Origin of the sequence: Tersicoccus sp. Bi-70, from assembly GCF_001968825.1 — a bacterium.
Classification (GTDB): domain Bacteria; phylum Actinomycetota; class Actinomycetes; order Actinomycetales; family Micrococcaceae; genus Tersicoccus.
In genome coordinates this window covers 1-21,584 of sequence record NZ_MIEU01000003.1, presented here as the reverse complement: position 1 = coordinate 21,584, position 21,584 = coordinate 1, and the positions used below count along the sequence as shown (strand labels likewise).

General features: G+C 67.6%; 22 protein-coding genes, 2 pseudogenes and 1 other annotated feature. Of the genes and pseudogenes, 10 read left to right on the top strand and 14 right to left on the bottom strand.

Features of this window, described 5'->3' with window-relative positions; translation table 11 throughout:
* The 12 genes and pseudogenes from BGP79_RS17105 to BGP79_RS17095 form a co-directional block, all read right to left on the bottom strand.
* Positions 1-231, bottom strand: a pseudogene (locus BGP79_RS17105) (IS3 family transposase); the annotation flags it as partial.
* Positions 47-175 (bottom strand) — a sequence feature (AL1L pseudoknot). (Overlaps the previous pseudogene by 129 nt.)
* A gap of 24 nt (positions 232-255) precedes the next feature.
* Positions 256-414: pseudogene (locus BGP79_RS17100) on the bottom strand (IS3 family transposase); the annotation flags it as partial.
* 231 nt (positions 415-645) lie between these two features.
* Positions 646-945, bottom strand: coding sequence for a metal-sensitive transcriptional regulator (locus BGP79_RS03825; RefSeq protein ID WP_076693365.1), 300 nt, complete (start codon positions 943-945; stop codon positions 646-648).
* Between the two features lie 43 nt (positions 946-988).
* Positions 989-3,244, bottom strand: coding sequence for a cation-translocating P-type ATPase (locus tag BGP79_RS03820; RefSeq protein WP_076693364.1), 2,256 nt, complete (start codon positions 3,242-3,244; stop codon positions 989-991).
* On the bottom strand, positions 3,241-3,459 hold the full coding sequence (locus tag BGP79_RS03815) for a heavy-metal-associated domain-containing protein (protein WP_076693363.1): 219 nt from the start codon (positions 3,457-3,459) through the stop codon (positions 3,241-3,243). The genes BGP79_RS03820 and BGP79_RS03815 overlap by 4 nt, the downstream gene beginning before the upstream one ends.
* Positions 3,460-3,579: 120 nt before the next feature.
* Positions 3,580-3,828 carry a hypothetical protein gene (locus BGP79_RS16330; RefSeq protein ID WP_076693362.1) on the bottom strand — a complete coding sequence of 83 codons (249 nt, stop codon included), beginning with the start codon at positions 3,826-3,828 and terminating at the stop codon, positions 3,580-3,582.
* On the bottom strand, positions 3,825-4,268 hold the full coding sequence (locus BGP79_RS03805) for a DUF3105 domain-containing protein (RefSeq protein WP_076693361.1): 444 nt from the start codon (positions 4,266-4,268) through the stop codon (positions 3,825-3,827). Before BGP79_RS03805 ends, BGP79_RS16330 begins: the two co-directional genes overlap by 4 nt.
* A 113-nt stretch (positions 4,269-4,381) precedes the next feature.
* Positions 4,382-5,269, bottom strand: a complete 888-nt coding sequence (lgt, locus tag BGP79_RS03800) for a prolipoprotein diacylglyceryl transferase (RefSeq protein ID WP_083701552.1) — start codon at positions 5,267-5,269, stop codon at positions 4,382-4,384.
* Positions 5,266-6,891, bottom strand: coding sequence for a multicopper oxidase family protein (locus BGP79_RS03795; RefSeq protein ID WP_076693360.1), 1,626 nt, complete (start codon positions 6,889-6,891; stop codon positions 5,266-5,268). Before BGP79_RS03795 ends, lgt begins: the two co-directional genes overlap by 4 nt.
* A gap of 21 nt (positions 6,892-6,912) precedes the next feature.
* Positions 6,913-7,662, bottom strand: coding sequence for a cytochrome c biogenesis CcdA family protein (locus BGP79_RS03790; protein WP_076693359.1), 750 nt, complete (start codon positions 7,660-7,662; stop codon positions 6,913-6,915).
* Positions 7,659-8,465, bottom strand: coding sequence for a F510_1955 family glycosylhydrolase (locus tag BGP79_RS03785; RefSeq protein WP_143588301.1), 807 nt, complete (start codon positions 8,463-8,465; stop codon positions 7,659-7,661). The genes BGP79_RS03790 and BGP79_RS03785 overlap by 4 nt, the downstream gene beginning before the upstream one ends.
* A 201-nt stretch (positions 8,466-8,666) precedes the next feature.
* Positions 8,667-9,032 carry a DUF6153 family protein gene (locus BGP79_RS17095; protein WP_368855334.1) on the bottom strand — a complete coding sequence of 122 codons (366 nt, stop codon included), beginning with the start codon at positions 9,030-9,032 and terminating at the stop codon, positions 8,667-8,669.
* Between the two features lie 296 nt (positions 9,033-9,328).
* On the opposite strand from BGP79_RS17095, the gene BGP79_RS17090 reads away from it, so the two are divergent.
* The 10 genes from BGP79_RS17090 (at position 9,329) to BGP79_RS03740 (ending at position 18,982) form a co-directional block, all read left to right on the top strand.
* Positions 9,329-9,778, top strand: a complete 450-nt coding sequence (locus tag BGP79_RS17090; RefSeq protein WP_369800155.1) for a DUF6153 family protein — start codon at positions 9,329-9,331, stop codon at positions 9,776-9,778.
* A 59-nt stretch (positions 9,779-9,837) separates the two neighbouring features.
* A complete protein-coding gene (locus tag BGP79_RS03780) occupies positions 9,838-10,479 on the top strand; it encodes a DUF305 domain-containing protein (protein ID WP_076693357.1) in 642 nt (213 codons plus the stop codon).
* A 537-nt stretch (positions 10,480-11,016) separates the two neighbouring features.
* A complete protein-coding gene (locus tag BGP79_RS03775) occupies positions 11,017-11,367 on the top strand; it encodes an NADH-quinone oxidoreductase subunit A (protein ID WP_076693356.1) in 351 nt (116 codons plus the stop codon).
* Positions 11,358-12,506, top strand: coding sequence for a hypothetical protein (locus tag BGP79_RS03770; protein WP_158067123.1), 1,149 nt, complete (start codon positions 11,358-11,360; stop codon positions 12,504-12,506). Before BGP79_RS03775 ends, BGP79_RS03770 begins: the two co-directional genes overlap by 10 nt.
* The gene (locus BGP79_RS03765; protein WP_076693354.1) at positions 12,499-13,431 is read left to right on the top strand and encodes an NADH-quinone oxidoreductase subunit H; all 933 of its coding nucleotides are present in this window, start codon (positions 12,499-12,501) and stop codon (positions 13,429-13,431) included. The genes BGP79_RS03770 and BGP79_RS03765 overlap by 8 nt, the downstream gene beginning before the upstream one ends.
* A 5-nt stretch (positions 13,432-13,436) precedes the next feature.
* Positions 13,437-13,994, top strand: a complete 558-nt coding sequence (locus BGP79_RS03760; protein WP_076693353.1) for an NADH-quinone oxidoreductase subunit J — start codon at positions 13,437-13,439, stop codon at positions 13,992-13,994.
* Positions 13,991-14,293 carry an NADH-quinone oxidoreductase subunit NuoK gene (gene nuoK, locus BGP79_RS03755; protein WP_076693352.1) on the top strand — a complete coding sequence of 101 codons (303 nt, stop codon included), beginning with the start codon at positions 13,991-13,993 and terminating at the stop codon, positions 14,291-14,293. The genes BGP79_RS03760 and nuoK overlap by 4 nt, the downstream gene beginning before the upstream one ends.
* A complete protein-coding gene (locus BGP79_RS03750) occupies positions 14,290-16,119 on the top strand; it encodes a proton-conducting transporter membrane subunit (protein ID WP_076693351.1) in 1,830 nt (609 codons plus the stop codon). The genes nuoK and BGP79_RS03750 overlap by 4 nt, the downstream gene beginning before the upstream one ends.
* A gap of 2 nt (positions 16,120-16,121) precedes the next feature.
* Complete coding sequence (locus BGP79_RS03745; RefSeq protein ID WP_076693367.1) at positions 16,122-17,609, top strand: NuoM family protein; 1,488 nt, start codon at positions 16,122-16,124, stop codon at positions 17,607-17,609.
* A 2-nt stretch (positions 17,610-17,611) separates the two neighbouring features.
* Positions 17,612-18,982, top strand: a complete 1,371-nt coding sequence (locus BGP79_RS03740) for an NADH-quinone oxidoreductase subunit N (RefSeq protein WP_076693350.1) — start codon at positions 17,612-17,614, stop codon at positions 18,980-18,982.
* 277 nt (positions 18,983-19,259) lie between these two features.
* Here the strand turns inward: BGP79_RS03740 and BGP79_RS03735 are convergent, their stop codons facing one another.
* Complete coding sequence (locus BGP79_RS03735) at positions 19,260-20,072, bottom strand: AAA family ATPase (protein ID WP_076693349.1); 813 nt, start codon at positions 20,070-20,072, stop codon at positions 19,260-19,262.
* Positions 20,069-21,427, bottom strand: a complete 1,359-nt coding sequence (locus tag BGP79_RS03730; protein WP_143588300.1) for a Mu transposase C-terminal domain-containing protein — start codon at positions 21,425-21,427, stop codon at positions 20,069-20,071. The genes BGP79_RS03735 and BGP79_RS03730 overlap by 4 nt, the downstream gene beginning before the upstream one ends.
* Positions 21,428-21,584: the final 157 nt, after the last annotated feature.

Here is a 21,584-nt window from a genome sequence, read left to right as displayed (position 1 = left end):
CGGCCCGCGCAGAGGCGGGCCGAGTCTTGAACGCGTAGTAACCGGACGGAGCGATCGGCACGGCATGCTCGGTGAGCACTCGGCAGATCGGCTCGACCCCGAACCGGTCACGATGATCGTCGATGAACTGAACTACCACGGCAGTCGCGGGTCGAGCTCCCGCGCGAAGAACGAGGACGCCGCCAACAGGATCTCGTTGGCACGCTTGAGCTCCCGGTTCTCCGCCTCGAGCTGCTTGATCCGAGCCGCGTCGCTCGTGGTCGTCCCGGGGCGTTCGCCCGCGTCGATCGCGGCCTGCTTGCACCAGCCTCGCAGCGTGTCGGGATTGACCCCGACGCGCTGCCCGATCCGGATCACCGCCGCGTTCAACGACAACTCCGGACTCTCCTTCCTGGCCTCGGCAACAAGCCGCATCGCACGCTCACGAAGCTCCGGCGGATACTTCCTCGGTGCTGGCATGATCATCATCCTTCCGGGGATTCAGACCCTCCACGAGAACCGGGGCGATTCACCCCCGCCCCGGACGGCCGGTTCCGCCACGAGTCCCGACCCAGGTCGGCCTCGATGCAACCAATCACCGCGGCGAGGGTCACCAGCGTCGGGTCGGCTCAGTTGATTTGGCGTTGGCCAGGCACCGAATCCGACCTAGGAACGAACCAGGCGGGCGATGGCGTCGCTAGCTTCCTTGATTTTCGCGTCCGCGGTAGGGCCGTCTTCGCGAGCGGCGTCCATGACACAGTGCTTGAGGTGGTCGTCGAGCAGGCCCACGGCGACGGCCTGCAGCGCACTGGTCAGTGCGCTGATCTGCGTGAGGATGTCGATGCAGTACTTTTGCTCATCGACGATCTTGGAAATGCCTCGCGCTTGGCCTTCTATACGGCGCAGACGCTGGAGGTACCTGTCCTTGTCGGTGATGTACCCGTGGGTTTCGGTAGGAGCAGTCATGGTGATGTTTCCGTTCTACAGGTTCAGGACGGATCAGTGCCCGTCAAGTGGTGGTGCTGGTGAAGGTTCGCAGTCGGAGGCTGTTGCCGACCACGAACACGCTGGACAGGGCCATGGCTGCCCCAGCGAGCATGGGGTTGAGCAACCCGAGCGCGGCCACCGGGATCGCCGCAACGTTGTAAGCGAAAGCCCAGAACAGGTTGGACTTGATCGTGCCCAGGGTTCTTCGGGAAAGGCGGATCGCATCGACGGCGCTGCGCAGGTCACCACGGACGAGGGTGATGTCGGCCGCTTCTATCGCCGCGTCGGTGCCGGTGCCCAGCGCCAGGCCTAGGTCGGCCCGGGCCAGGGCGGGCGCGTCGTTCACGCCGTCCCCGATCATCGCCACGACCTTGCCTTGCGCCTGGAGGCCGGCGATCACGTCCGCCTTCTCCTGTGGAAGGACCTCGGCGATCACCTGATCGATACCGACTTCGTGGGCGATCCGCCGGGCGACGTCGTCGTTGTCGCCGGTCAGCAGGACCGGTGTCAGCCCAAGTCGCTTCAGCCGAGCGACGGCGTCGGCGCTGGTCGGTTTGACGGTATCGGTCACCACGACAAGTCCGCGGGCTTGGCCGTCCCAGCCGACCGCGATCACGGTCTTACCTTCTTGCTCCGCCCGGGTCTTGGCGACCGCCAGATCAACGCTGAGGCGTTGATTACGTTCGGCGAGCAGTGAGTCGCGGCCAGCCAGCACAGCGTGGCCTTCGACCACGCCGTGCACGCCCCTGCCCGGCACGTTCGCGAACTCTGTGACAGCGGGTAGGGAGAGCCCGTCCCGGGCCGCTCCCTCGGCGATCGCTCGTGCGATCGGGTGCTCGGACGCATCCTCGAGGGCCCCCACGAGTCGCAGCAGTTTCCCCGGGTCGGTTCCCGGCTCGACCGCCACCTCTGTCAGCGTCATTCTGCCGGCTGTGACGGTACCGGTCTTGTCCAGGACAACCGTGTCCACCCTGCGTGTTGATTCAAGGACCTCCGGCCCCTTGATCAGCACCCCCAACTGAGCGCCGCGGCCGGTGCCGACGAGCAGCGCTGTTGGCGTCGCCAATCCCAAAGCGCACGGGCAGGCGATCACCAGCACGGCGACGGCAGCGGTGAAGGCAGAGGCGGCTGGGTGCCCGGGGATAAGCCAAGCGACCAGCGTGACGATGGCGACAGCCAGCACGACCGGCACGAACACGGAAGAGACTCGGTCCGCCAGTCGCTGCACCTCGGCCTTGCCGGTCTGCGCCTCTTCGACCAGCCTGCCCATGTGGGCAAGCTGGGTCTCGGTGCCGACCCGGGTTGCCCGCACCGTCAGCCGGCCGCCCGCGTTGACGGTGGCGCCGGTGACCGGGTCGCCTGGGGCCACCTCGACCGGAACCGATTCGCCGGTGAGCATCCAGACATCGACCGCGGAGGTCCCGGCGATGACCAGCCCATCGGTGGCGATCTTCTCCCCGGGCCTCACGATGAACTCATCCCCTGCCTGCAGATCCTCGACGGGGAGCTGGGTCTCGACACCGCCGCGGAGTACGGACACCTGCTTGGCGCCCATGTCCAGCAGTGCCCGCAGCGCCGCGCCGGCCTGCCGCTTCGACCGTTTCTCGAAGTAGCGTCCGGCAAGGATGAACGTGGTCACCCCCGCACCGACCTCGAGGTAGATGTTCGCCGCCCCGTGGGATGGGGCGAGCGTCAGCTCGAATGGGTGTCTCATCCCTGGCGTACCGGCCGTGCCGAAGAACAGGGCATACACGGACCACAGGTACGCCGAGGATGTGCCCAGGGAGATCAAGGTGTCCATGGTGGCGGTGCCGTGTTTGAGGTTCGCCCACGCCGCGCGGTGGAAGGGCCAGGCCGCCCACACGATCACCGGAGATGCCAGCGCAAGGGATGCCCATTGCCAGTTGGTGAACTGCAGGACCGGGATCATGGCCATCGCGATCACCGGAATGGTCAGCACGACCGCGCCCACCAGCCGCTGCCGCAGCGCGATCAGTTCCGGGTCGGTGTCTCCACCGGAGACCGGTGTGGAGGTGGCAGGCGGTGCTGACATGGCCGCGGCGTATCCGGTCTTTTCCACCTCGGCGACCAGTAACGCCGGGTCATACCCGTGCGGGACGGTCACCTTCGCCTTCTCCGTGGCGTAATTCACCGTCGCCGTGACACCGTCGAGCCTGTTCAGCTTCTTCTCGATCCGCATCGCGCAGGACGCGCAGGTCATGCCGCCGATCTCCAGCTCGACGACGGCTGAGCCCTCCAGGAAGGGCGCGGCACTCACCGTACCCTCTGTGCCGTGTATCCGGCCTCCTCGACGGCCGCGACCACATGGTCGTCGTCGACCTCGGAGGAGCTATTGACGATCAGCGTTCCAGTCTGGGCGCTGACTCGAATGCCCTCGACCCCGGGGATCTGCTCGACCTCCTCCCGGACTGCCGCCTCACAATGCCCGCAAGTCATGCCCGTGACCTGGTACTCGCTCTTGTTGCTAGCCATTGCAGCTCCTCCTGTATACCCCTACTAGGTATAGGTAATGATGCTTCGATGAGAAACGTTCTGCAAGCCCCAGCTCGCCCGTCAGGCCGCTGCTGCCTCGGTACCGCTTCGAACTACTCGTCAAGGGTGTTTCTGGCCCGCCATGATGCCGCCACCCAGGAGCAGGAGCACACCAATGGGATAGCCGACGATGATGTCCGCCATGGCACTGGGGCCGGGCGGTGACTGCAGATGGGCGATCCAGTGCGCCAACAGGATCAGCCCACCCAGGGCCATGACGGCTTGTCCGGCACGGAGGATCCACCGATAACGACGCCAGCGGGACTCTGCATCGTTGCGGTTTGGCTGGTCAGGTGGGTTTGGACTCATCCGTCGGCTCCTCTCGTGCAGGCGGCGCCGGATTCCGGTGCTCGGGGGCCGCGCGTGAACGTGGTGACGAAGGCGGCGAGCCGCCTGTTGGCCGTGTCCTTGGCACCCTGACCACACCAGGCGGTGCCTTTCACGTCGTCCTTCTCCGTCGCGTTGGCGCTGGCGAGGAGATCGGGGTTGCCGACAGCCAGGTCGGTGAGGCATCGGATCTGGTCCGCGGGGAGGGTCGGCCAATAGGTAAGCCACACCGCACCGTGCTCGAGGGAGTGCAGGGCTCGTGACGTGTTGACCGGCCTCGTGTAGATCCCGCAGTTCGTCCATGTGGGCGCGTGGTTTCCTCCGATGCCCGGGTCCTGGCCAAGAGTGGCGCTGGCTAGGTGAATACTGCTCAGTCCGGTGTAGGTCTGGTCGCCGGCTGTCGGGTTCTTCGCCCCGGCCATGGCAACTACGACGATGTGAGGCTGACGAGGAGCAGCGCGCCGCGCCGTTCTCGTGCGTGGAGGGCGACCACGATTGCGGCTGCGTGCGGTCGGCGCCCGATCACCGGGCGTTCTCATGTCGCCTCCTTCAATGCCTGGGCCTGCTCGAAACGGGACGGCACCACACTGGGCGGCCTGCGGCGAGCCAGGTGTAGCACCAGGATGGAGCCGGCCACGAAGAGGAGAGCGGAGGTCCACGTGTTCACCCGAAAATCCAGGATCATGTTGGCCGGATCGCTGCGCATCAGTTCGATGACGAACCGGCCCGCCGTGTAGGCGGGAAGGTAGAGCGCGAACACGGCCCCGGCACCGAGACGGAAGCGGCGATCGGCCCAGAGAAGAAGGGCCGCGGCGGCGAGATTCCACAGGCTCTCGTAAAGGAAGGTCGGCTGAAAGTACCCCAAGACCAGGGGCGCCCCGTCAGGCCCGGCTACGGCCATGGCGGTGGCCGGATCCATCTGATGGATCTGCAGCTTCCAGGGCAGGTCCGTCGGCGCGCCGTAGAGCTCGTTATTGAACCAATTGCCCCATCGGCCGATGGCCTGAGCGACAAGCAGCCCGGGAGCAGCCGCGTCGGCGAATGCGGCGAAGGGAACCCCGGCCCGGCGTGCGCCGATCCATGTGCCGACGGCGCCCAGGGCGACCGCACCCCAGATCCCGAGGCCACCTTCCCAGATCCGCACCGCCCCCCACGGGTCTCGGCCCGAAGCGAAATAGAGCTGCGGATCGGTAATGACGTGGTATACGCGTCCACCGACGATGCCGAAGGGCACAGCCCACCCAGCGATGGCGGCAACCTGGCCGCTTTGACCACCGCGGGCCCGTAAGCGCCGGGCGGTAATCCACAAACCCACACCGATGCCGGCGAGGATACACAGCGCGTAGAAGCGGACAGCGAAGGGTCCCACGGTGAAGCCGGCGGAGGCCGGCGAGGGCAGGAATGGCTCCATCATCGGGCTCATTGGCTCTGCCTCTGCACGTAGGACAGGACCCCCATCATGCCCTTCTGGGCGTGGTAGGCGTTGTGGCAGTGCAGGAGCCATTGCCCGGGGTTGTCGGCGTCAAAAAAGATGCTGACCGTCTCCTTGGGGCGGACGATCACGGTGTCTTTCCGTGCCCCGCTGGTGGCGACCTGGAAGGTGTGGCCGTGCAGGTGCATGGGGTGCCACATCGGGGTCTCGTTGACGAAATCGATCTGTACCCGTTGGCCGGGTTCGACCTCGAAGGCCCCGTTGAAGGGGTTCTTCTCGTCGAACTGGCGTCCGTTGATGCCCCAGTCGTAGGCCATCATCGACCCGGTGAGCCGGACCCGGTGCACGACGTCGGGTTTTTTCTGCGCCAGCCGCGCGGAAGGGGGGGCGGTGAGCCGGGACCCGTCCGTGACGGTGCCGGTGATGGTTCTGGGCAGCGCTTCGGGGATGGGGGGCTTGCCGGTGCCGGTCTTGATCAGTCCGAGGGCGAGCCCGCTCTTGCCTTCAGGTCGGGCCAGGAGTGGGGTGTAGCCGTCCCGGACGGTGAGGAGGGCATCGATCCGCTCCCCCATGCCCAGCACGACGGCGTCGACTTGCGCCTGCTCGACCGGGTATCCGTCGGTGTGGGTGAGGGTAATCTTCTGCCCCGGGATGCCCACGCGGTAGGCGGTGTCGCCGGCGGCGTTGATGATGCGCAACCTGACCGTGTCCCCGGGTGCGGCGGTGAGAGTGTCGGGATTGTTGGGGGTGCGCCCGTTGACCAGGTGCAACGGGTAGCGCACGTCCCCGGCGTCCCCGCCGAGGTAATCGCTGGTGGCACCCATCAGCATGAAGGACTTCCCATCTGCTGGCGCTGAAGTAGACCCCGACCCTCCCATACCGCCCATGCCGCCCACGTTCGAATGGTCCATCCCGCCCATGCCGCTGGGTGAGGAGCTCGAGTCCATGCCCATGGATCCCATTCCGGCGGAGACGGCGGCGTAGGCCTGCTCCGGGGTGCCGGTGATCCCGTCGAGCCAGTCATCCAGCACGATGACCCATTCGTGGTCGGCGGTGACGGGATCCTTAGGGTCTTCGATGATCAGCGCCCCGGACAGGGCACGCTCCCGCTGCAGCTCGATGTGGGAGTGGTACCAGTAGGTTCCGGGGTGGGGAGCCGTGAATTGGTAGGCGAATGCGCTACCGCCCGGCACCGGGTCCTGGGTCAGGCCCTGGACACCGTCCATGTCGTTGCGCAGCGCGAGCCCGTGCCAGTGGATGGTGGTCGGCTGAGGCAACCGGTTGCGGAGATCGACCTTGATGGTGTCTCCAGTCTGGGCGCGGACAGTGGGCCCGGTCAGGGAGGCGTTGTACCCCCAGGTTCCGATCTTCTTCTCGGCCAGGGCCGCAGTGAACGGGGCCGCGGTCAGGGCGGCAGAGACGGTCTTTCCCGTGGTGGGTCGCCGGTTCTCGGTGGTGGATACGAGCCGGTCGGTGGGCAGAATCCGGGTTCGTCCGGAGGCGGTGGACGTGGCCGTGTCCTGGCCGCCGCTGGTGCAGGCAGTCAGGAGGGCGGCGGAAGCGGCGGCAACGGACAGTCCGAGGAACTGGCGTCGGCTGGGGGAGGAATTCATGAGGCGTTAGTCCTGGGCGGGTCAGATGGGGGTGGTGTAGGTGGCCGAGAGGTTCTGCAGCCAATAGATGACCGTGGTCCACACGCCGGTGACCATCAAGGCGCCGACGGCGATGAGCATGCCAGCGCCGACGATGTTCACAGCACGCAGGTGCCGTTTGACGAATCCGAAGGCGTGGGTGGTCCATCCGAAGCCGGCGGCGAGGACGGAGAGGGGAATGCCGATGCCCACGGCGTAGGCGAAAGCGAGGATGGCACCGCGCCCGGCGTCAGCGGTGGAAGCACTCAGGGCAAGGACGGCGGCCAGGGTCGGTCCCATGCAGGGGGTCCAGCCGAGCCCGAAGACCACACCGAGCAGCGGCGCACCAGTCAGTCCCGTGCGGGGGCGCATGGTGGGTTTGCGGGTGTTCTGCAGCCAGGGGATCCACCCGAGCAGGGCGAGTCCCATGACGATGACCAGGACGCCGAGCCCGCGGATCAGGGCATCCTGCCAGCGCAGTAGCCAGGATCCGAGGATGCCGAACGCCGCCCCATAGGCCGCGAATACGGCAGCGAAGCCCAGAACAAACAGCCCGACCCCGGTGAGGACGCGTCCGCGTGGCCGCGGTCCGCTGTCGCCGCTCAGACCCGACACGTACCCCAGGTATCCGGGCAGCAGCGGCAGGATGCACGGCGAGAGGCAAGACACGGCGCCGGCGATGATGGCGAAGGGCAGTGCCGCCAGGAGGGGGCCGGAGGAGACCACCGACGCGAAGAAGTGGCCGATGCTCATTGGCCGGCCTTGCCGGTGTAGGGGTTGAACGTGTTGCCGCCGTCGGTGGAGAGCTGAACACCGGACGCGGTGACCGCCCAGACCTGCGTCCCCTTGCCCGACTTAGTGGCGGTCATCGCCTGCACGGGGTCGGGGACGGTGCCAGTCTGCTTCCAGGTCTGTCCGGCGTCGGCGCTGGTGTGCACGGTCCCGTCCGGGGCTACCCCGACCGCCGTGGAGGGGCCGGACAGGGCAGCGAATTGGACCACTGGAGCATTCGGCACCGTCGTCCAGGTCCGGCCGGCGTCGGTCGAGCGGCGAAGGCCGTTCTCGGTTGTGGCCAGGACCACGGTGGTGTCTGGGCGGCCGGCGAGGGCGTAGGGCTGGATCTGGTTGGTCGTCCGGGTCCAGGTCTTCAGGTCTCGGGTGGTGACCAGTGTCCCGTCGAAGCCGACCAGGCCGCCCCGGGTGACGGTGAGCGCGTGGAAGTCGGACTCGCCTTGGCGGGACAATTCGACCCAGGTTCGCCCGCCGTCGGTGGAGCCGATCAGGCCCAGTGGGTCCGGCAGATTCGAGCCGGCCCCGGGGTGCCCGGACGCGTATAGCGTCGCCCCTCCCCCGGTGAAGCCCATGTAGTCGTTGGCCGGCCCGATTCGTTCGGGCCGACCCTTCGAGTAATCGATAAGGCCTTTGTGGGTGGCAACCAGGACGGTTGCACCGTCCGGGGTGACGTGGATGCCGTGGGCGTGCGTCCAATCCGCCACGGAGCTGGGTTCGGTGCTGGAGGGGCTGGCGATGCTCGAGGGCGCGGCCCGGTCTCCCATCCCGGCCATCGAGGAGTGAGCGGGAACCCCGCAGCCGTTGAGCGCTACCGCTGCTGTGAGAATAGTCGTGCCGGCGGCGGACCGTTCGATGAACTTGTGCATGATGACTTCCGGTCAAGCCACACGCGCGGCAATGCACGCGCGGGTGGGCAGGGAACGTGACGCTGAGCCCGGTGGGCGAGGCACCCGGGTGTCGCGGTTCTACGTTCGGTTGATCGAGAGTTCGATCAGGCTCGGCGCCCGCGCGGGCGGTCGCCGATGCGCGGCGCGGCCGATGGCCGCGGTTCCCGTCTGCGATGCGGGTGCCGCGCACGATCCTGGCTCCGAGATGGGTGTCGGGTGAGGGGCGCTTCCCGGAGTGCAGGGTGCTTGCATGCCCGCACCCGCACATCCGTGACCGACTGGGCACGAAGCACCGGCGGTCTCCGCCGGCGCTTCAGCGGACTTGGCACCGGCGTGAGACGTGACGGCGTGTGAGGATGTGAGAGGGATCATCACAGCTTGGTCCAAGGCCAGGATGTGCATAGCCAACAGGCCCACGAGCACACCCAAGACGGCGACCAGCATCGTTGCTGCGGAGAACGCGGCACGGCCGACGCGACACGCTGCTCGCACTCCGCTCCCCTTCTACACCCAGCGACCGCCAGGCCGGACGGCCACCCTCGACCACTCGCGCACACCATCGGATCGATGATCTGATGACCCTTCGCGGGTGGCTTTACGTTGACCCACTATACCCCCTAGGGGTAAGATGTTGAACTCGGTGCGTCCCCGGCGGGCCCGGGGACGCACGCGCCGTCAACTTCGGCCGGCCGGGCGGCCACTCATACGATGTCGATCTGTCACGGACGGGACTTCGCCAGATGCTTCGACCTTCCCCAGCGGTGCGTGCGGCATTGACCGCACTGGCGGTCCTGAGCGTGGCGTTCGGACTCATCGGAATGCACGTGCTCGGCGGGCACGCCGTCAGCACGGACGGCATGAGAGCGATGAACACGACGGCCCACCTCGGGTCGACCGCAGCGGCGCCGCTGGAGCAGTCACCCACCCTCACCTCGGCGTATCATGCGTCTGTCGGTGGCGACCGGTCCGCCGCAGCCTCCGACGCCCACACCCATGATCATCCTTGCGCCCAACCCGGTGACCCACAGTGCGTTCCCGCCCCCGGGTCAGCTCCTCCGGCCCCGCCCGCCATCGCGCCACTTGCCCGGTCCGACGCACTGACCGCACTCTCCTCCCGGGCGCTTGTCCCTGGCCCTCGAACCACGGACCCGGCACCTGACCTCATACTTCTCTCGATCAGCCGAACGTGACGGCTTGGCGCCGTGCTGCGCCACGACTCATTACCGTTCGCCTGAATCGAAGGAAACCAATGAATATCAAGACCCTTGCCGTACCCGCCGCCCTCCTGACCGGCGCACTCCTCCTCGCCGGATGCGGGACTAACCAAGCCTCCAACAACGCTCCCGCTGCCTCCTCGAGCATGGGGTCCATGGATCACGGGGGCATGAGCGGGATGACCAGCTCGTCACCCTCAGCATCACCTTCCCAAGGCACGTTCAACGACGCGGACGTCATGTTCACGCAGATGATGCTGCCCCACCACGAGCAGGCCGTACAGATGAGCGACACGATTCTGGCCAAGCAGGGCATCGACCCGCGCGTCCAGAAGCTGGCCCAGCAGATCAAGGCGGCTCAGGCCCCGGAAATCACCACCATGCGCGGCTGGTTGAGCAGCTGGGGTCAGCCGAGCGCGATGGCCAGCGGCTCGGGGCACAGCATGGACGGCATGATGAGCGGCGATGAAATGGCCAAGCTGAAGGCCGCGGACGGCGCGGCTGCGTCAAAGTTGTTCCTGACGCAGATGGTCGCTCACCACGAGGGGGCGGTCAGCATGGCCAAGACCGAGGTCTCCAGTGGCAAGAACCCTGACGCCGTCGCCATGGCGAAGTCGGTCATCACTTCCCAGACGAAGGAGATCGACGAGATGAAGGCCATCCTGGCGCAGATGTAGTACCGCCTTGGCTGCGGACTGTGCGTGCGCCCCGCAGGGGCGGGGTGCACGCACGGTCCGCGCGGGCAGCCGGGGCCGAAACCATGCCTACGCGGCACCCTCATCGACCGCGTCGAGAGCGGCACGAAGCCGGATTCCGGCATCGTCGGCGACTTCGGGCACCTGTGGACAGCCGAGCGCCATGCCCAGCGGGTCAGGTCGGTCACCGTGAGGAGCCGGTCAGCACGGCTAAGACCGAGGCCACCAGCGGAGAGAACCCCGATGCGGTGGCGATGGCGAAGCCCGTCGTTGCGTTCCAGAGCAAGGGGATCAATGAAGTGAAGGCCTTATCAAACAGATGTGAGCTTCCAGCCGCCCTCGCCTGCGTGAGCCCCTCGTGCTTACGCAGTCGCGGGATCGCGGTGACCCGGCCCTAGGAACACCCACCTCGAATTGCTGGCAACGCATGTCCCAGCGATCCACTGCACTGGTCTCGCCACCCGCCTACGCGCATCCGCGTTACCCTGCGGGGGTATTCCGGCTCGGGAAGGAGATCGAATGTCCGCGTACATCGCTATCGGCATCGTGCTCGGTATCGCGCTGCTCGGTATCGCCGCCCTGGTGCTGCTGGCGCGAGCGATGACGGTCGCTCGGGTTCGGAAGGACGTGCTGCCGTTCGGGTCCGGGTGGGATCTCCAGGAACACGCGCTCTCACGCTTCCACACCCGCTGGTATCCGATGACGCTGGTGTTCCTCGCGTTCGACGTGGAGATGCTGTTCATGTACCCATGGGCGGTCGTCGTCGCCCAGATGGGCGCGGAGGCGGTCATCGAGATGTTCGTCTTCCTCGGGGTTCTGGTCGCCGGCGTGGTCTGGGCCTGGCGCGAAGGAGCGTTTCGATGGGTGTAATCGCCGGTCCGCATCGAACCCCTATGCATGTGCTCCTCGTCGAGGCCCCCGGCGGCAGTGCGGTCCGAATCGAACTGGAAGCGGCGGCCGCGACCACCGGTCACGCCATCGCCATCCACCCAGCGGAGAGCGACGTCCTCCTCGTGTGCGGAACACCCGGACCAGAGCTGCACACCGTCATCGACCGCGTGTGGGACCAGATGCCCTATCCGAAGCACCGGGCCACGCTCACCAGCCCCGACGAGATCGACGCCGCCCTCGCGACCGCGCTGGAGGCCCTCGCGGATCGAGACGCACAGCGATTGGCCGCCCGCGAGAACACGATCGACAACAACGATGCTCAGGCTTTCAACGATCACGAGCATCCGGACGACGAATACTCCAACCACGAGCACTCGGATGACGCTCACGGCAGTGACGCTGACGAATCGATGCACGACCACGGTATGACCATGGGAGCTCACGATCACATGTCGATGGATCACATGTCGATGAGCGGTCCGGGGGGATACCCGCTCGCCGAGGGTGCCGATGATCGGGACGGCCTGGAAATGGACGTGCTGCACCGGCGGCTCGGCCCGGTCCTGCCGGCCTGGCCCGCGGACGTCGTCCTGGACGTGACGCTCGCCGGCGACACCATCACCGACGCCGCCGCCGCGATGGTCGACGCCGACGATCACGTGCCGGCGGAGCCAAAGAACGTTGCGGCCATCGCACTCGACCAGGCCGCCCAAGTGCTCGCCGTTGCCGGATGGGACGCCGCGGCAGCGCGGACGCTTCGCATCCGAGACCTCACCGTGACCGGCCACCGCGACCAGGCGCGGGAACGCATCCGGCCGCTGCACCGCCGGATCGAGCGATCCGTCATGCTCCGCTGGTCACTGCGCGGCACCCAGGTTCGACCTGGCGTCGATGTCCGCACCGTCCTGCTGGAGCGCCTCGAGCGCGCAGACGCCGCGCTCAACGGACGCCAGCCGAAGCCGGAGCTGGCGACGACGGTGGATGAGATTCCGGCACTGGTCGAAGGACGCGACATCGGCAGCGCCCGCCTCGTCGTCGCCGCACTCACCGTGCACCCCGGTCGTCGCACGGACACCACCGATCCTGCCGGCGCGGCGAAACGGCACCACCATGGTTGACGTCGGAAGCGCCCTCTGGGCGCTCGTCCTGCCCGCCGTCGTCGTCGTCCTCGCCATCGCGGCCGCTGGCGGCAACGCCGCCCTGGTGGCACGGGACCGCGGGACACCGCTGCGCGCTGCGGTCCTCTCACCATTCCGGGAAACCGGCCGGCTCCTCCGCCAGCAACGCCGCACCGTGCTCGGCGCGGACTTCCTCTTATGGCGGATCGGCGGGTCCGGGCTCATCGTCGCCGCGTTCCTCGCCGCCCTCGTCGTTCCCGTCGGCACGCTGGTGCCGCTGGATATCCCGGTTGGCGTGGTGTGGTTCAACGCCGTTGACGTCAGCCTCTGGGCGTTGTGGTGGCTGCTCGGGTGGGGTGGCAACAGTGTGCACCCGCTGATCGGTGGGTACCGGTTCCTGGCGCAGGCCCTGGCGTACGAGATCCCGCTGATGTTCGCCCTGACTGCTCCCGCGATCGGCGCGCAGAGCCTCCGGCTGACCGATGTCGTCACGGCGCAGCAACCCGTCTGGTTCGCACTGACGATGCCGGTCGCGTTCGTCGTCTACTGCGCCTCGGTCGCCGCGTTCTCTGCGTGGGGACCGTTTTCCCTTCCCGCCGGCACGGACATCGCCGGGGGTGTCCTCGGGGAACTCTCCGGCGTCGACCGGCTGCTCGTCCTGGCTGGAAGGTGGTGCCTGCTTGTTGCGGGCGCCGCGTTCGCGGTGCCGATGTTCCTCGGTGGTGGGGCCGGTCCGCTGCTCCCGCCGGCACTGTGGCTGCTGGTGAAGACGTGTGCGTTACTCGCCGTGTTCCTGTTACTCGGACGCGCAATACCGGCAGTCCGGCCGCAGCGGCTCGCGGAACTGGGTTGGGTCGTCGTGCTGCCGGTGGTTCTGCTGCAGCTGCTGGTCACCTCGGTGCTGGCTGTGATGGGAAAGGGGTGACTGCGATGGCGACGATCGTGTTCTGGGTCGCGGCCGTGGTCGCGGTGCTCGCCGCAGCCGCGGTGTTCCGGGTCGATTCGATGGCACGTGCGACGTACGCACTGGCGGTGTCGTTCATCGGCGTCGGTGTCGCCATCCTGGTGCTACACCTGGACTTCATCGGCGTCGTGACGATCCTGATGATGGTGATGGAGATGGCCGTGATGGCCGTGTTCATGGTCTCCTACATGGGCATGAACCCGGCGCTGATGCCGATGGACATGACCCACGCAAAACGCCCTGCGGCAGTGATCGCGGCCACCGTGTTCGTCGGCCTCGCCGCGGCCGCGCTCCTCATTCCGTGGCCCGCCCGCGCCGGAACCGCACCGGCGGACACCACCCGGGCACTCGGTGAGGCGATCATGGGGTCGAAGATGCTCGTGATGCTGACGATCAGCCCCATCCTGTTCGCCACGATCATTGCCGCCCTCGTGCTGGCGAACCCTCGCGGCCGGTACGACCGGCTCGGCGACGACCTCCAGGACACCCCCGCCGACCCGGAGCCGGGAGGGATGGGGCGATGAGCCTGCAACTGGTCCTGCTGGTCGTGGCCGCGCTGTTCGCCATCGGACTGTACGGCGCGATCTCACAGCAGGTGGTCGTGATGGTGATGATGGGCATCGAGGTGATGATCAACGCCGTCATCCTCGCCGCCGCCGCGTTCTGGTGGTATCTCACACCGACCGTCGATGGACAGGTGCTGCTGCTGGTGATCATCGCGGCGATGACGATCGAGATGGCGATGGGCTTCGCGGTCGCGACGATCCTGCACCGTTCCCGGAACTCCGACATGACCGACTCCGCAACGGACCTCACTCAGTGAGCGCCGCGCTGATCACCGCCATCGTCCTGCCCGCCCTCGTCGGGGCGGCACTGGCAACGGGTGGACGCTTCGCCGAACGGGCCGCCGTCACCGTCAGCCTCGCCACGGCAGCCATCATGGCGATTGCCGCCACGATCGGTGCCGTCACGCGTGCGGAGGTGACCGGCGGGGTTCCGAGGCTGCTCACGGACTCCGGCCCGGACTTCCGTGTCGACGCCCTGGCCGCGGTCGTGTTGCCGACCGTGGTGTGGATCGGATTCTTGGTGCTCGTGTTCGCAACCGCGGACCGGACCCGTCCGGCGGCGCGATTCCACGGGCTGATGCTGATCTTCCTCGCCGCTGTGGTGGTCACCGTCACCGCGACCGGCCTGCCCTTTTTGCTCGCCGCGTGGGAGGTGATGGGCGCCACCTCCTACGCCCTCATCGGGTTCCGCTGGCAGGACCGCGCCCGCGTCGCCGGCGGATTCACCGCGTTCACCGTGACGCGCGCCGGGGACCTCGGCATGTACCTCGCCGCCGGCGCGGTTGTCGCCGGCGGCGGCTCCTGGTCGCTCACTGCCCTGCAGTCGCTGCCGGGTCCGTGGGTGCACGTCGCCGCTGCGGGGCTGCTTGCTGCGGGCTTCGGGAAGGCGGCGCAGCTGCCGTTCTCGTTCTGGATCTCCCGAGCCATGGAAGGCCCGAGCGCGGTGAGCGCACTGCTGCACTCCGCTGCGATGGTCGCCATGGGTGGTTACCTGCTCCTCCGCGTCGAACCGCTTCTGGGCGGCACCGGCTGGGCAGGGCCGACGGCGGCGTGGGTGGGTGCCGCGACGGCGATCGTCCTCGGCATCGTCGCACTAGCGCAGCGGGATCTGAAGCAGGTCCTCGCCGCATCGACGGCATCCCAGCTGGGGTTCGTCGTCCTCGCCGCCGGCGTCGGCTCGGTCAGCGGCGGTGCCGCGCAGCTCGTCGCCCATGCCGCCACGAAAGCGCTGCTGTTCCTCACCGCGGGGGCGTGGCTCACGGCTACCGGGACGAAACAGTTCACCGGTCTCCGCGGTGTCGCCGCCCGGTGGCCCGCGGTCGGCGTCCTCGCCACCGTCGGTGCGATGTCGCTGGCCGGCCTGCCGCCACTGTCCCTGTGGTACGCCAAGGACGTCGTCCTCGCCGCCGCCCTGGAGGAGCAACCGTGGCTGTATACGGCGGGTCTCGCCGGAGCGGCACTGGCAGCGGCGTACTCCGCCCGAATCATCGCGCTGCTGTGGCGGCGCGCTGGAACACCGGAAGCGTCCTGGGACGACGAGGAACACGGCACCCGACAGGTGCCGCGCCTGGCGATCGTTCCGATGGTGGTGCTCACCGCCGCTGCCGCCGGACTCGCGCTCCTCGGCACACCGCTGCTGCATCCGCTGCTCGCTCCACTCTCCGGGCCGGCGGTGTCGTGGCCGGAGCTCGCCGCGTCCGCCGCGATCGCGGTCATCGTGATCCTCCTGACCCTGTGGCGCACACCCATCATCCGCATCGGGGCGCACTGGTTCGGACTCGAACGTGCCGCTGTCACGGTCGTCGCCACACCGACACTGCGGCTGGCTGCCGTCCTCGCACGTCTCGATGACCGCTTCGGCACAGCCGTCGACCTGTCGGGGCGTGCGCTCGGGCAGGCTGCCCGCGCCGTACGCGCGCTCGACGAGCGTGGACCAGCCGCCGCGACGGGGTGGGTCGGCTCCGGCGTCGCGGTACTCGGTCGATTGGCTCGACGCCCGCAGACCGGCCAGGTCCACCACTACTACATCGGCGCAACCGTGACCGTTGCCGTCGCAGCCGTCCTGCTCCTGGTCGTGAGGTGATCGTGCTCAGTCTGATCGTGTTCCTTCCTGTCGCCGCCGCGGCGATCCTCGCTCTGGCGCGGCCCGTGTCCGGGCGCGGAGCCGCCTGGGTGTGGCTGATGACGAGCGTCGTGGAGCTTGCCCTCGGGATCCTCGTGTCCATCCCCACCACCGACACGGCGGGGCTGCGGTGGGAGGAGCGGGTGGAGTGGATGCCGAGCGCCGGCACCAGCTATCACCTCGGCATCGACGGCTTCTCGGCCCCGTTGCTGCTCCTGACCAACGTCGTGTTCCTCGCCTGCGCGCTCTGGGCGATGCGGGACACCGACCGGCCTCGCCCGCAGGCCGCACTGTTCCTGTTCCTGCAGACCACCTGCCTCGGGGTCTTCGCCGCGCAGGACCTGCTGCTGTTCTTCGTGTTCTTCGACCTGTCCATCGTCGGCATGTACTTCGTCATCGCAGGGTGGGGGCACGGCAACCATCAGCGGTCCGCGCTGCGGTTCTTCCTCTACACGTTCCTCGGGTCCCTCGCGCTCCTGCTCGGCTTCATCGGCCTCTACCTCGGAGCAACACCACACACATTCGACATGGTCGAGCTGGCCCGGCACGGCTTCACCGGCACACCCTTCGCCGCTGGCGCCGTCCTCGCAGCGATCGTGGTCGGCTTCGCCGTCAAGACCCCCACCGTGCCGTTCCACTCCTGGCTGCCTCCGGCGCACACCGATGCACCGTCCATCGGCTCCGTCGTCCTCGCGAGCGTGCTACTGAAGATGGGCACCTACGGATTCCTCCGCATCGCGATGCCGATGCTGCCGGATGCGTGGCGGTCCTGGGCGTGGGTGATCCTGATCGTCGGCCTCGTGTCCGTGCTGTACGGGGCCCTCGTCGCGCTGGCGCAGACGAACGTCAAACGACTGATCGCGTACACCTCGGTCAACCACATGGGCTACGTCGTGCTCGCCATCGGCGCCGCCGGCTTGACCGGGTCGTCCTCCGCGCAGGCGCAGCAGTTGGCGATCACCGGCGCGACCGTGCAGATGGTGTCCCACGGCCTGATCACCGGGGCACTGTTCCTGCTCGCGGGCGTCCTCCACGACCGGCGGGGCAGCTACGAGATCAGCGACTACAGCGGTCTTGCGAAGCCCGCTCCACGGTTTTTCGGACTCTTCGCCGTCGCCGCGTTCGCGTCGCTCGGGATCCCCGGCTTCAGCGGCTTCATCGCCGAGTTCCAGATCTTCGCCGGCAGCATCGGAGCAACAGCGATCGCCGCGATCGCGCTGCCGGGGATCCTGATCACCGCGGCCCTGTTCCTCCGCACCGTGCAGAAGATGTTCACCGGACCGACGGAACGCCTCGCCGAAGACTTCACCGACGTCACCACTCGGGAGACCGCGACGGTCGGGGCGCTCCTGCTGCTCTCCCTGGCCATCGGCGTCGTGCCAGGACCACTACTGCAGCTCATCGCTCCCGCCGCCCGGCAGCTGTCCGCACTGGTCGGAGGTCCAGCGTGAACATGGACTACGGTGCCCTCCTGCCGGAGATCGTCCTGATGGGCGGTGCGATCGCCGCGCTGCTCGGCGGCAGCTTCCTTCCGCGACGCAGGCAGGCATTCGTGACATGGTCAGCGATCGTGGTGGCGTGCGTCAGTGCCGTCACGGCCGCCCTGAGGATCGGGCCGCCGACCGTCTTCAGCGATTCCTACGCGCTCGACGATGCGACGACGACGATCAGGATCCTCGTACCCGTGGCGACCGCGATCGTGATGCTCATCGGACGACAGTCGTCCCGGGGCTCCGCTCGAGAGAGCGAGACCGCCTCGCTGCTGCTCCTGGCTGCACTCGGCACGGTCGTGCTCACCGGCGCGAACGACCTGCTCATCGTGGCGACCGGGTTCCTCCTAGCGACAGTGCCGCTCTACGCGCTGATCGGACTGTCCCGCTCCTCGACCGCGGCCGAGGCGACGATGAAGACGTACCTGCTGGGCGCGATCTTCGGCGTCGTGATGCTTTTCGGCATCGCCGTCCTCGTCGGTGTCGCCGGCGGCAGCACCTACCCCGAGCTGCAACGGGCGCTACCACATGTACCGGCGGCAGCGGCCGCGCTCGGGTTCATCGGGCTCCTCGCCGGCCTGCTGTTCAAAGCCGGCGCGGTCCCGGGACACTTCTGGGTCCCGGACGCGGCGGAGGGTGCCGGTATCGGCATCGCGGCGTTCATCACCACCGTCCCGAAGCTCGGCGCCCTGATCGCACTGGCACGCCTCGTCGTCGTCATGCCTGACACCGTGGACGCACCGCTGCTGGTCGGAGTGCTCGCTGCTGCGAGCATGATCCTTGGCACCCTCGCGGCGTTCTGGCAACGCAACGCCCCACGGCTGCTCGGCTGGTCCACAGTCGGACAAGTCGGTTTCATGTTGATGCCCGTCGCCGTGATCGGCGTCGAACCGTCTGCCCGCCCCGCCCTGCTGACCTACCTGGTGGTCTACGCCGTGACGAACCTGGCCCTGTTCGCTGCGATCGCCGCGCTCCCGGACCGCACGATGGTCCGCTCCTGGCGTGGTGCAGCACGGGAACATCCCGTCATCACGGGTGTCGTTCTGGTCGGCCTGCTGAGCCTCGTCGGGACACCACCGACCGCGGTTTTCGTGGGCAAACTCGCAGTCTTCACGGCGGCCTGGGAAGGCGGGATGTCGTGGCTGGTGGTCATCGCTGCCGCCGTCTCGGTCGCGTCGCTGTTCTACGCGCTGCGTTGGGTGTCAACGGCTTTCCAACGGCCAGCGGCACCGCGGTCGCGCACCTCCGCTGTGCAGCTGCAGGCGGTCACTGCCGTGACGCTCGGTGCGCTGATCATCGTCGCCTTCAGCGTCCCGGCCCTGGTGCAGTGGTGACACTCGCGTTCCGACAAATTCTGCCTTTGCGAGGTCGATCGGGACGGTGCGGGCGCGGAAAAAGACGGCGGCCCGGCGCGTCGAACTGGCATACGCCCCCGCAGAGCCAACCAGTTCCGCCCTGACTTCGCCCGCCGCGCGGGTGACGCCCGTTAGACGAACGTCTAACGGACACTTCCTCGCTCCCTGACCCGGCCGCGTCTCTGCTGGGTTCCGAGGTGCCCGATTGTGAGCAGCCTCGCTCTGTGTCGTCGTTTTCGCTGCGGTCGGTGTCGGGTCAGGTGGTGCCGATGACGAGGGTGCTGCGGGCGGCTTCGACGACGTCGTTGGTGATGACGTCGAGCTCGTTGATCTTCAGGACGCGTTGGATCTGTGGGAGGAGGCGTTCGAGGAGTCGGAAGTTGCCTCGGGTGATGCGTTCGACGGCGGCGATGGCTTGGGCGTCGGTGAAGTCGTCGGGGTCGAGCGTCTTGCCGAGCTTGCGCCATTGACGTTCGAGAACGAAGAGCAGCTCGTCGTGGCCGAGCGGACGGTATTGGTGGGCGAATCCGAGGCGGCTGTAGAGCTGCGGGTAGTGGCTGAACTGCTTCTCGATGCCGGGCATGCCGATGAGGATCATCGCGATGCCGGTGCGGTTGTACTGGTCACGGAGCCACTCGACGGCGTTGCCGGTGAGGCGTTCGGACTCGTCGATGATGATCAGCTCGAGCAGCGACGGGTTGGGGCCGTGTGCGTGGTCGAAGTGGCGGCCGTGGAGGATGAGGTGTTCCTCGATGCAGTGTTCGGTGCGGAGCATGTCGTGCCGGAGGTCGTCCTGCAGGGCTCGCATCGTGGCGGAGACCTCGGGCGTGTAGAAGACCGTGCGGGCACGGTGTGCGGCGGCGTAGATCTTGGTGTCGTCTTCACTGCGTGCGGCCCATCTGGCGATGAATGGGCCGATGCTGTCCCAGTGGGCGTAGCGGCGTGCGGAAAGGGTCTTACCGACGCCAGCGGGGCCGAAGCAGACGCCGATGGTGTTCTGCTTCCGAACGGCATCCGCGAACTCCGCGAACCGGCGGTGTTCCTTCGTGATGATGAACTGGCTCGTCATGACCGGTCCTCCTCGTAGGTCTTCAGTCGCCGTTGATCCGGTGCGGGTGCTGGTGGGGTGTGATCATCGGGCGTGGGGCGGACGATCGCGATGCGTTCGCGGATCTGCCCGCGCAGGGCTCTGCGTTGCGCGTTCCGGGCGGCTTGGATCTGTTTGAGGCTGATCGTCTCGGTCTGGTGCTGGGTGCTGATGGCGGTGCAGAGGAACGCGTCGCGGTGGAAGACGCGGATCTCGGTGACGTCGCGGGGGTCGTACCGAACACTCACGGTGCTACCCACGAAGGGTGCGAGGGTGGCTGCGGTGTAGCGAAGCCCTTCGAAGTAAATGCCGTCTCGTTGCACGACGCGCGTGGTCGGGACGGTGAGCAGGAACCCGTCGAGCTGCTCGAGGGAGTCCGGCAGTCGTGGCAGCCACCCGTCTGCGATCCACGCTTCCAGTGGGCTCTTCCGGAGCTCGCGGTGGGTGCGGGCGTTGTAGCGGCGGATGAACGTGTTCATGGCACTCTCGACACCGGCGAGATCTAGCGCCGGCGTCGGCGCGGAGGATCCGGGCGCGAGGTGGCCGGGGAGCGTTGGGAGCAGCTCGGTGTTGATGGTGCCGAAGAACCGCTCGATCTTCCCGCGGCCCTGTGGTCGAGCGACCTGGGAGTAAATGATGCGGAGGTGCAGCACGGCGGCGGTGTCGCCGAGGCGGTGGCTGGTGAAGTCGGACCCGTGGTCCGTGTAGAGCACGTCCGGGATCCCGCAGACGGGCCAGTCTGGTTCCGGCTTGTGCCAGATCGCTTGCCGGAGCGCGAGCGCGGTGTTCGCGGCGGATGGGGCGCCGAGGAACACCATGTACCCGCAGACCGCACGGGAGTAGTCGTCGAGGATCACCGTCAACCACGGCCGTTCCCGCTTGCCGTCGGGTCCGACGATGAGCAGGTCGAGCATCGTGTGGTCCGCCTGCCAGATCGCGTTGGGGCGGTCCGCACGACGTCGGAGCAACAGTTCGTGCTTGTCCCGATATGACGCGGGCCCCTCGAGCGCGAGCGTCACCATCCCGGGATCAAGCCCGTTCACGATCGACCGCACAACCGAGTACGACGGCGCTGAGAGACCTCGTTTGGTGCAGTGGTTGTCGACCTGGCGGTGAATCGTGGCGATCGAGGGTCGTGGCTTGGTGAGCGCGAGCCCCTCGATCAGGCGCACCAGTTCCGGTGCCGTCCGTCGGGCGCCGTGATCGGTGCGGGTGCCGTCGGCGAGAGCCGGGTATCCGCCGGTTCGGTAGCGGGCGAGCCAGCGTTGCAGGGTGCGTTCGGCGACGCCCGTGGTGCGAGCGAGGGTGGCGAGCGGGATGGCGTCCTCGACGTGCAGTCGAAGTGAATCGCCCCGGGTTTAGTGGAGGGCGAGTTCTTCCAGCGCTGGCTGGCTCTGGGGGTTGATCTCACGGTAGTACTCGTTCTCCTTCTCGATCGGTGTGAGGTATCCGATCGATGAGTGCAGCCGGTTCTCGTTGAACCAGTGCACCCAG

Coding starts and splice junctions, on each gene's coding strand:
- BGP79_RS03825 (WP_076693365.1), bottom strand. CDS start 945: ATGACTGCTCCTACCGAAACCCACGGGTACATCACCGACAAGGACAGG.
- BGP79_RS03815 (WP_076693363.1), bottom strand. CDS start 3,459: ATGGCTAGCAACAAGAGCGAGTACCAGGTCACGGGCATGACTTGCGGG.
- BGP79_RS16330 (WP_076693362.1), bottom strand. CDS start 3,828: ATGAGTCCAAACCCACCTGACCAGCCAAACCGCAACGATGCAGAGTCC.
- BGP79_RS03805 (WP_076693361.1), bottom strand. CDS start 4,268: ATGGCCGGGGCGAAGAACCCGACAGCCGGCGACCAGACCTACACCGGA.
- lgt (WP_083701552.1), bottom strand. CDS start 5,269: ATGAGCCCGATGATGGAGCCATTCCTGCCCTCGCCGGCCTCCGCCGGC.
- BGP79_RS03795 (WP_076693360.1), bottom strand. CDS start 6,891: ATGAATTCCTCCCCCAGCCGACGCCAGTTCCTCGGACTGTCCGTTGCC.
- BGP79_RS03790 (WP_076693359.1), bottom strand. CDS start 7,662: ATGAGCATCGGCCACTTCTTCGCGTCGGTGGTCTCCTCCGGCCCCCTC.
- BGP79_RS03785 (WP_143588301.1), bottom strand. CDS start 8,465: ATGGGAGACCGGGCCGCGCCCTCGAGCATCGCCAGCCCCTCCAGCACC.
- BGP79_RS17095 (WP_368855334.1), bottom strand. CDS start 9,032: ATGCTGGTCGCCGTCTTGGGTGTGCTCGTGGGCCTGTTGGCTATGCAC.
- BGP79_RS17090 (WP_369800155.1), top strand. CDS start 9,329: ATGCTTCGACCTTCCCCAGCGGTGCGTGCGGCATTGACCGCACTGGCG.
- BGP79_RS03780 (WP_076693357.1), top strand. CDS start 9,838: ATGAATATCAAGACCCTTGCCGTACCCGCCGCCCTCCTGACCGGCGCA.
- BGP79_RS03775 (WP_076693356.1), top strand. CDS start 11,017: ATGTCCGCGTACATCGCTATCGGCATCGTGCTCGGTATCGCGCTGCTC.
- BGP79_RS03770 (WP_158067123.1), top strand. CDS start 11,358: ATGGGTGTAATCGCCGGTCCGCATCGAACCCCTATGCATGTGCTCCTC.
- BGP79_RS03765 (WP_076693354.1), top strand. CDS start 12,499: ATGGTTGACGTCGGAAGCGCCCTCTGGGCGCTCGTCCTGCCCGCCGTC.
- BGP79_RS03760 (WP_076693353.1), top strand. CDS start 13,437: ATGGCGACGATCGTGTTCTGGGTCGCGGCCGTGGTCGCGGTGCTCGCC.
- nuoK (WP_076693352.1), top strand. CDS start 13,991: ATGAGCCTGCAACTGGTCCTGCTGGTCGTGGCCGCGCTGTTCGCCATC.
- BGP79_RS03740 (WP_076693350.1), top strand. CDS start 17,612: ATGGACTACGGTGCCCTCCTGCCGGAGATCGTCCTGATGGGCGGTGCG.
- BGP79_RS03735 (WP_076693349.1), bottom strand. CDS start 20,072: ATGACGAGCCAGTTCATCATCACGAAGGAACACCGCCGGTTCGCGGAG.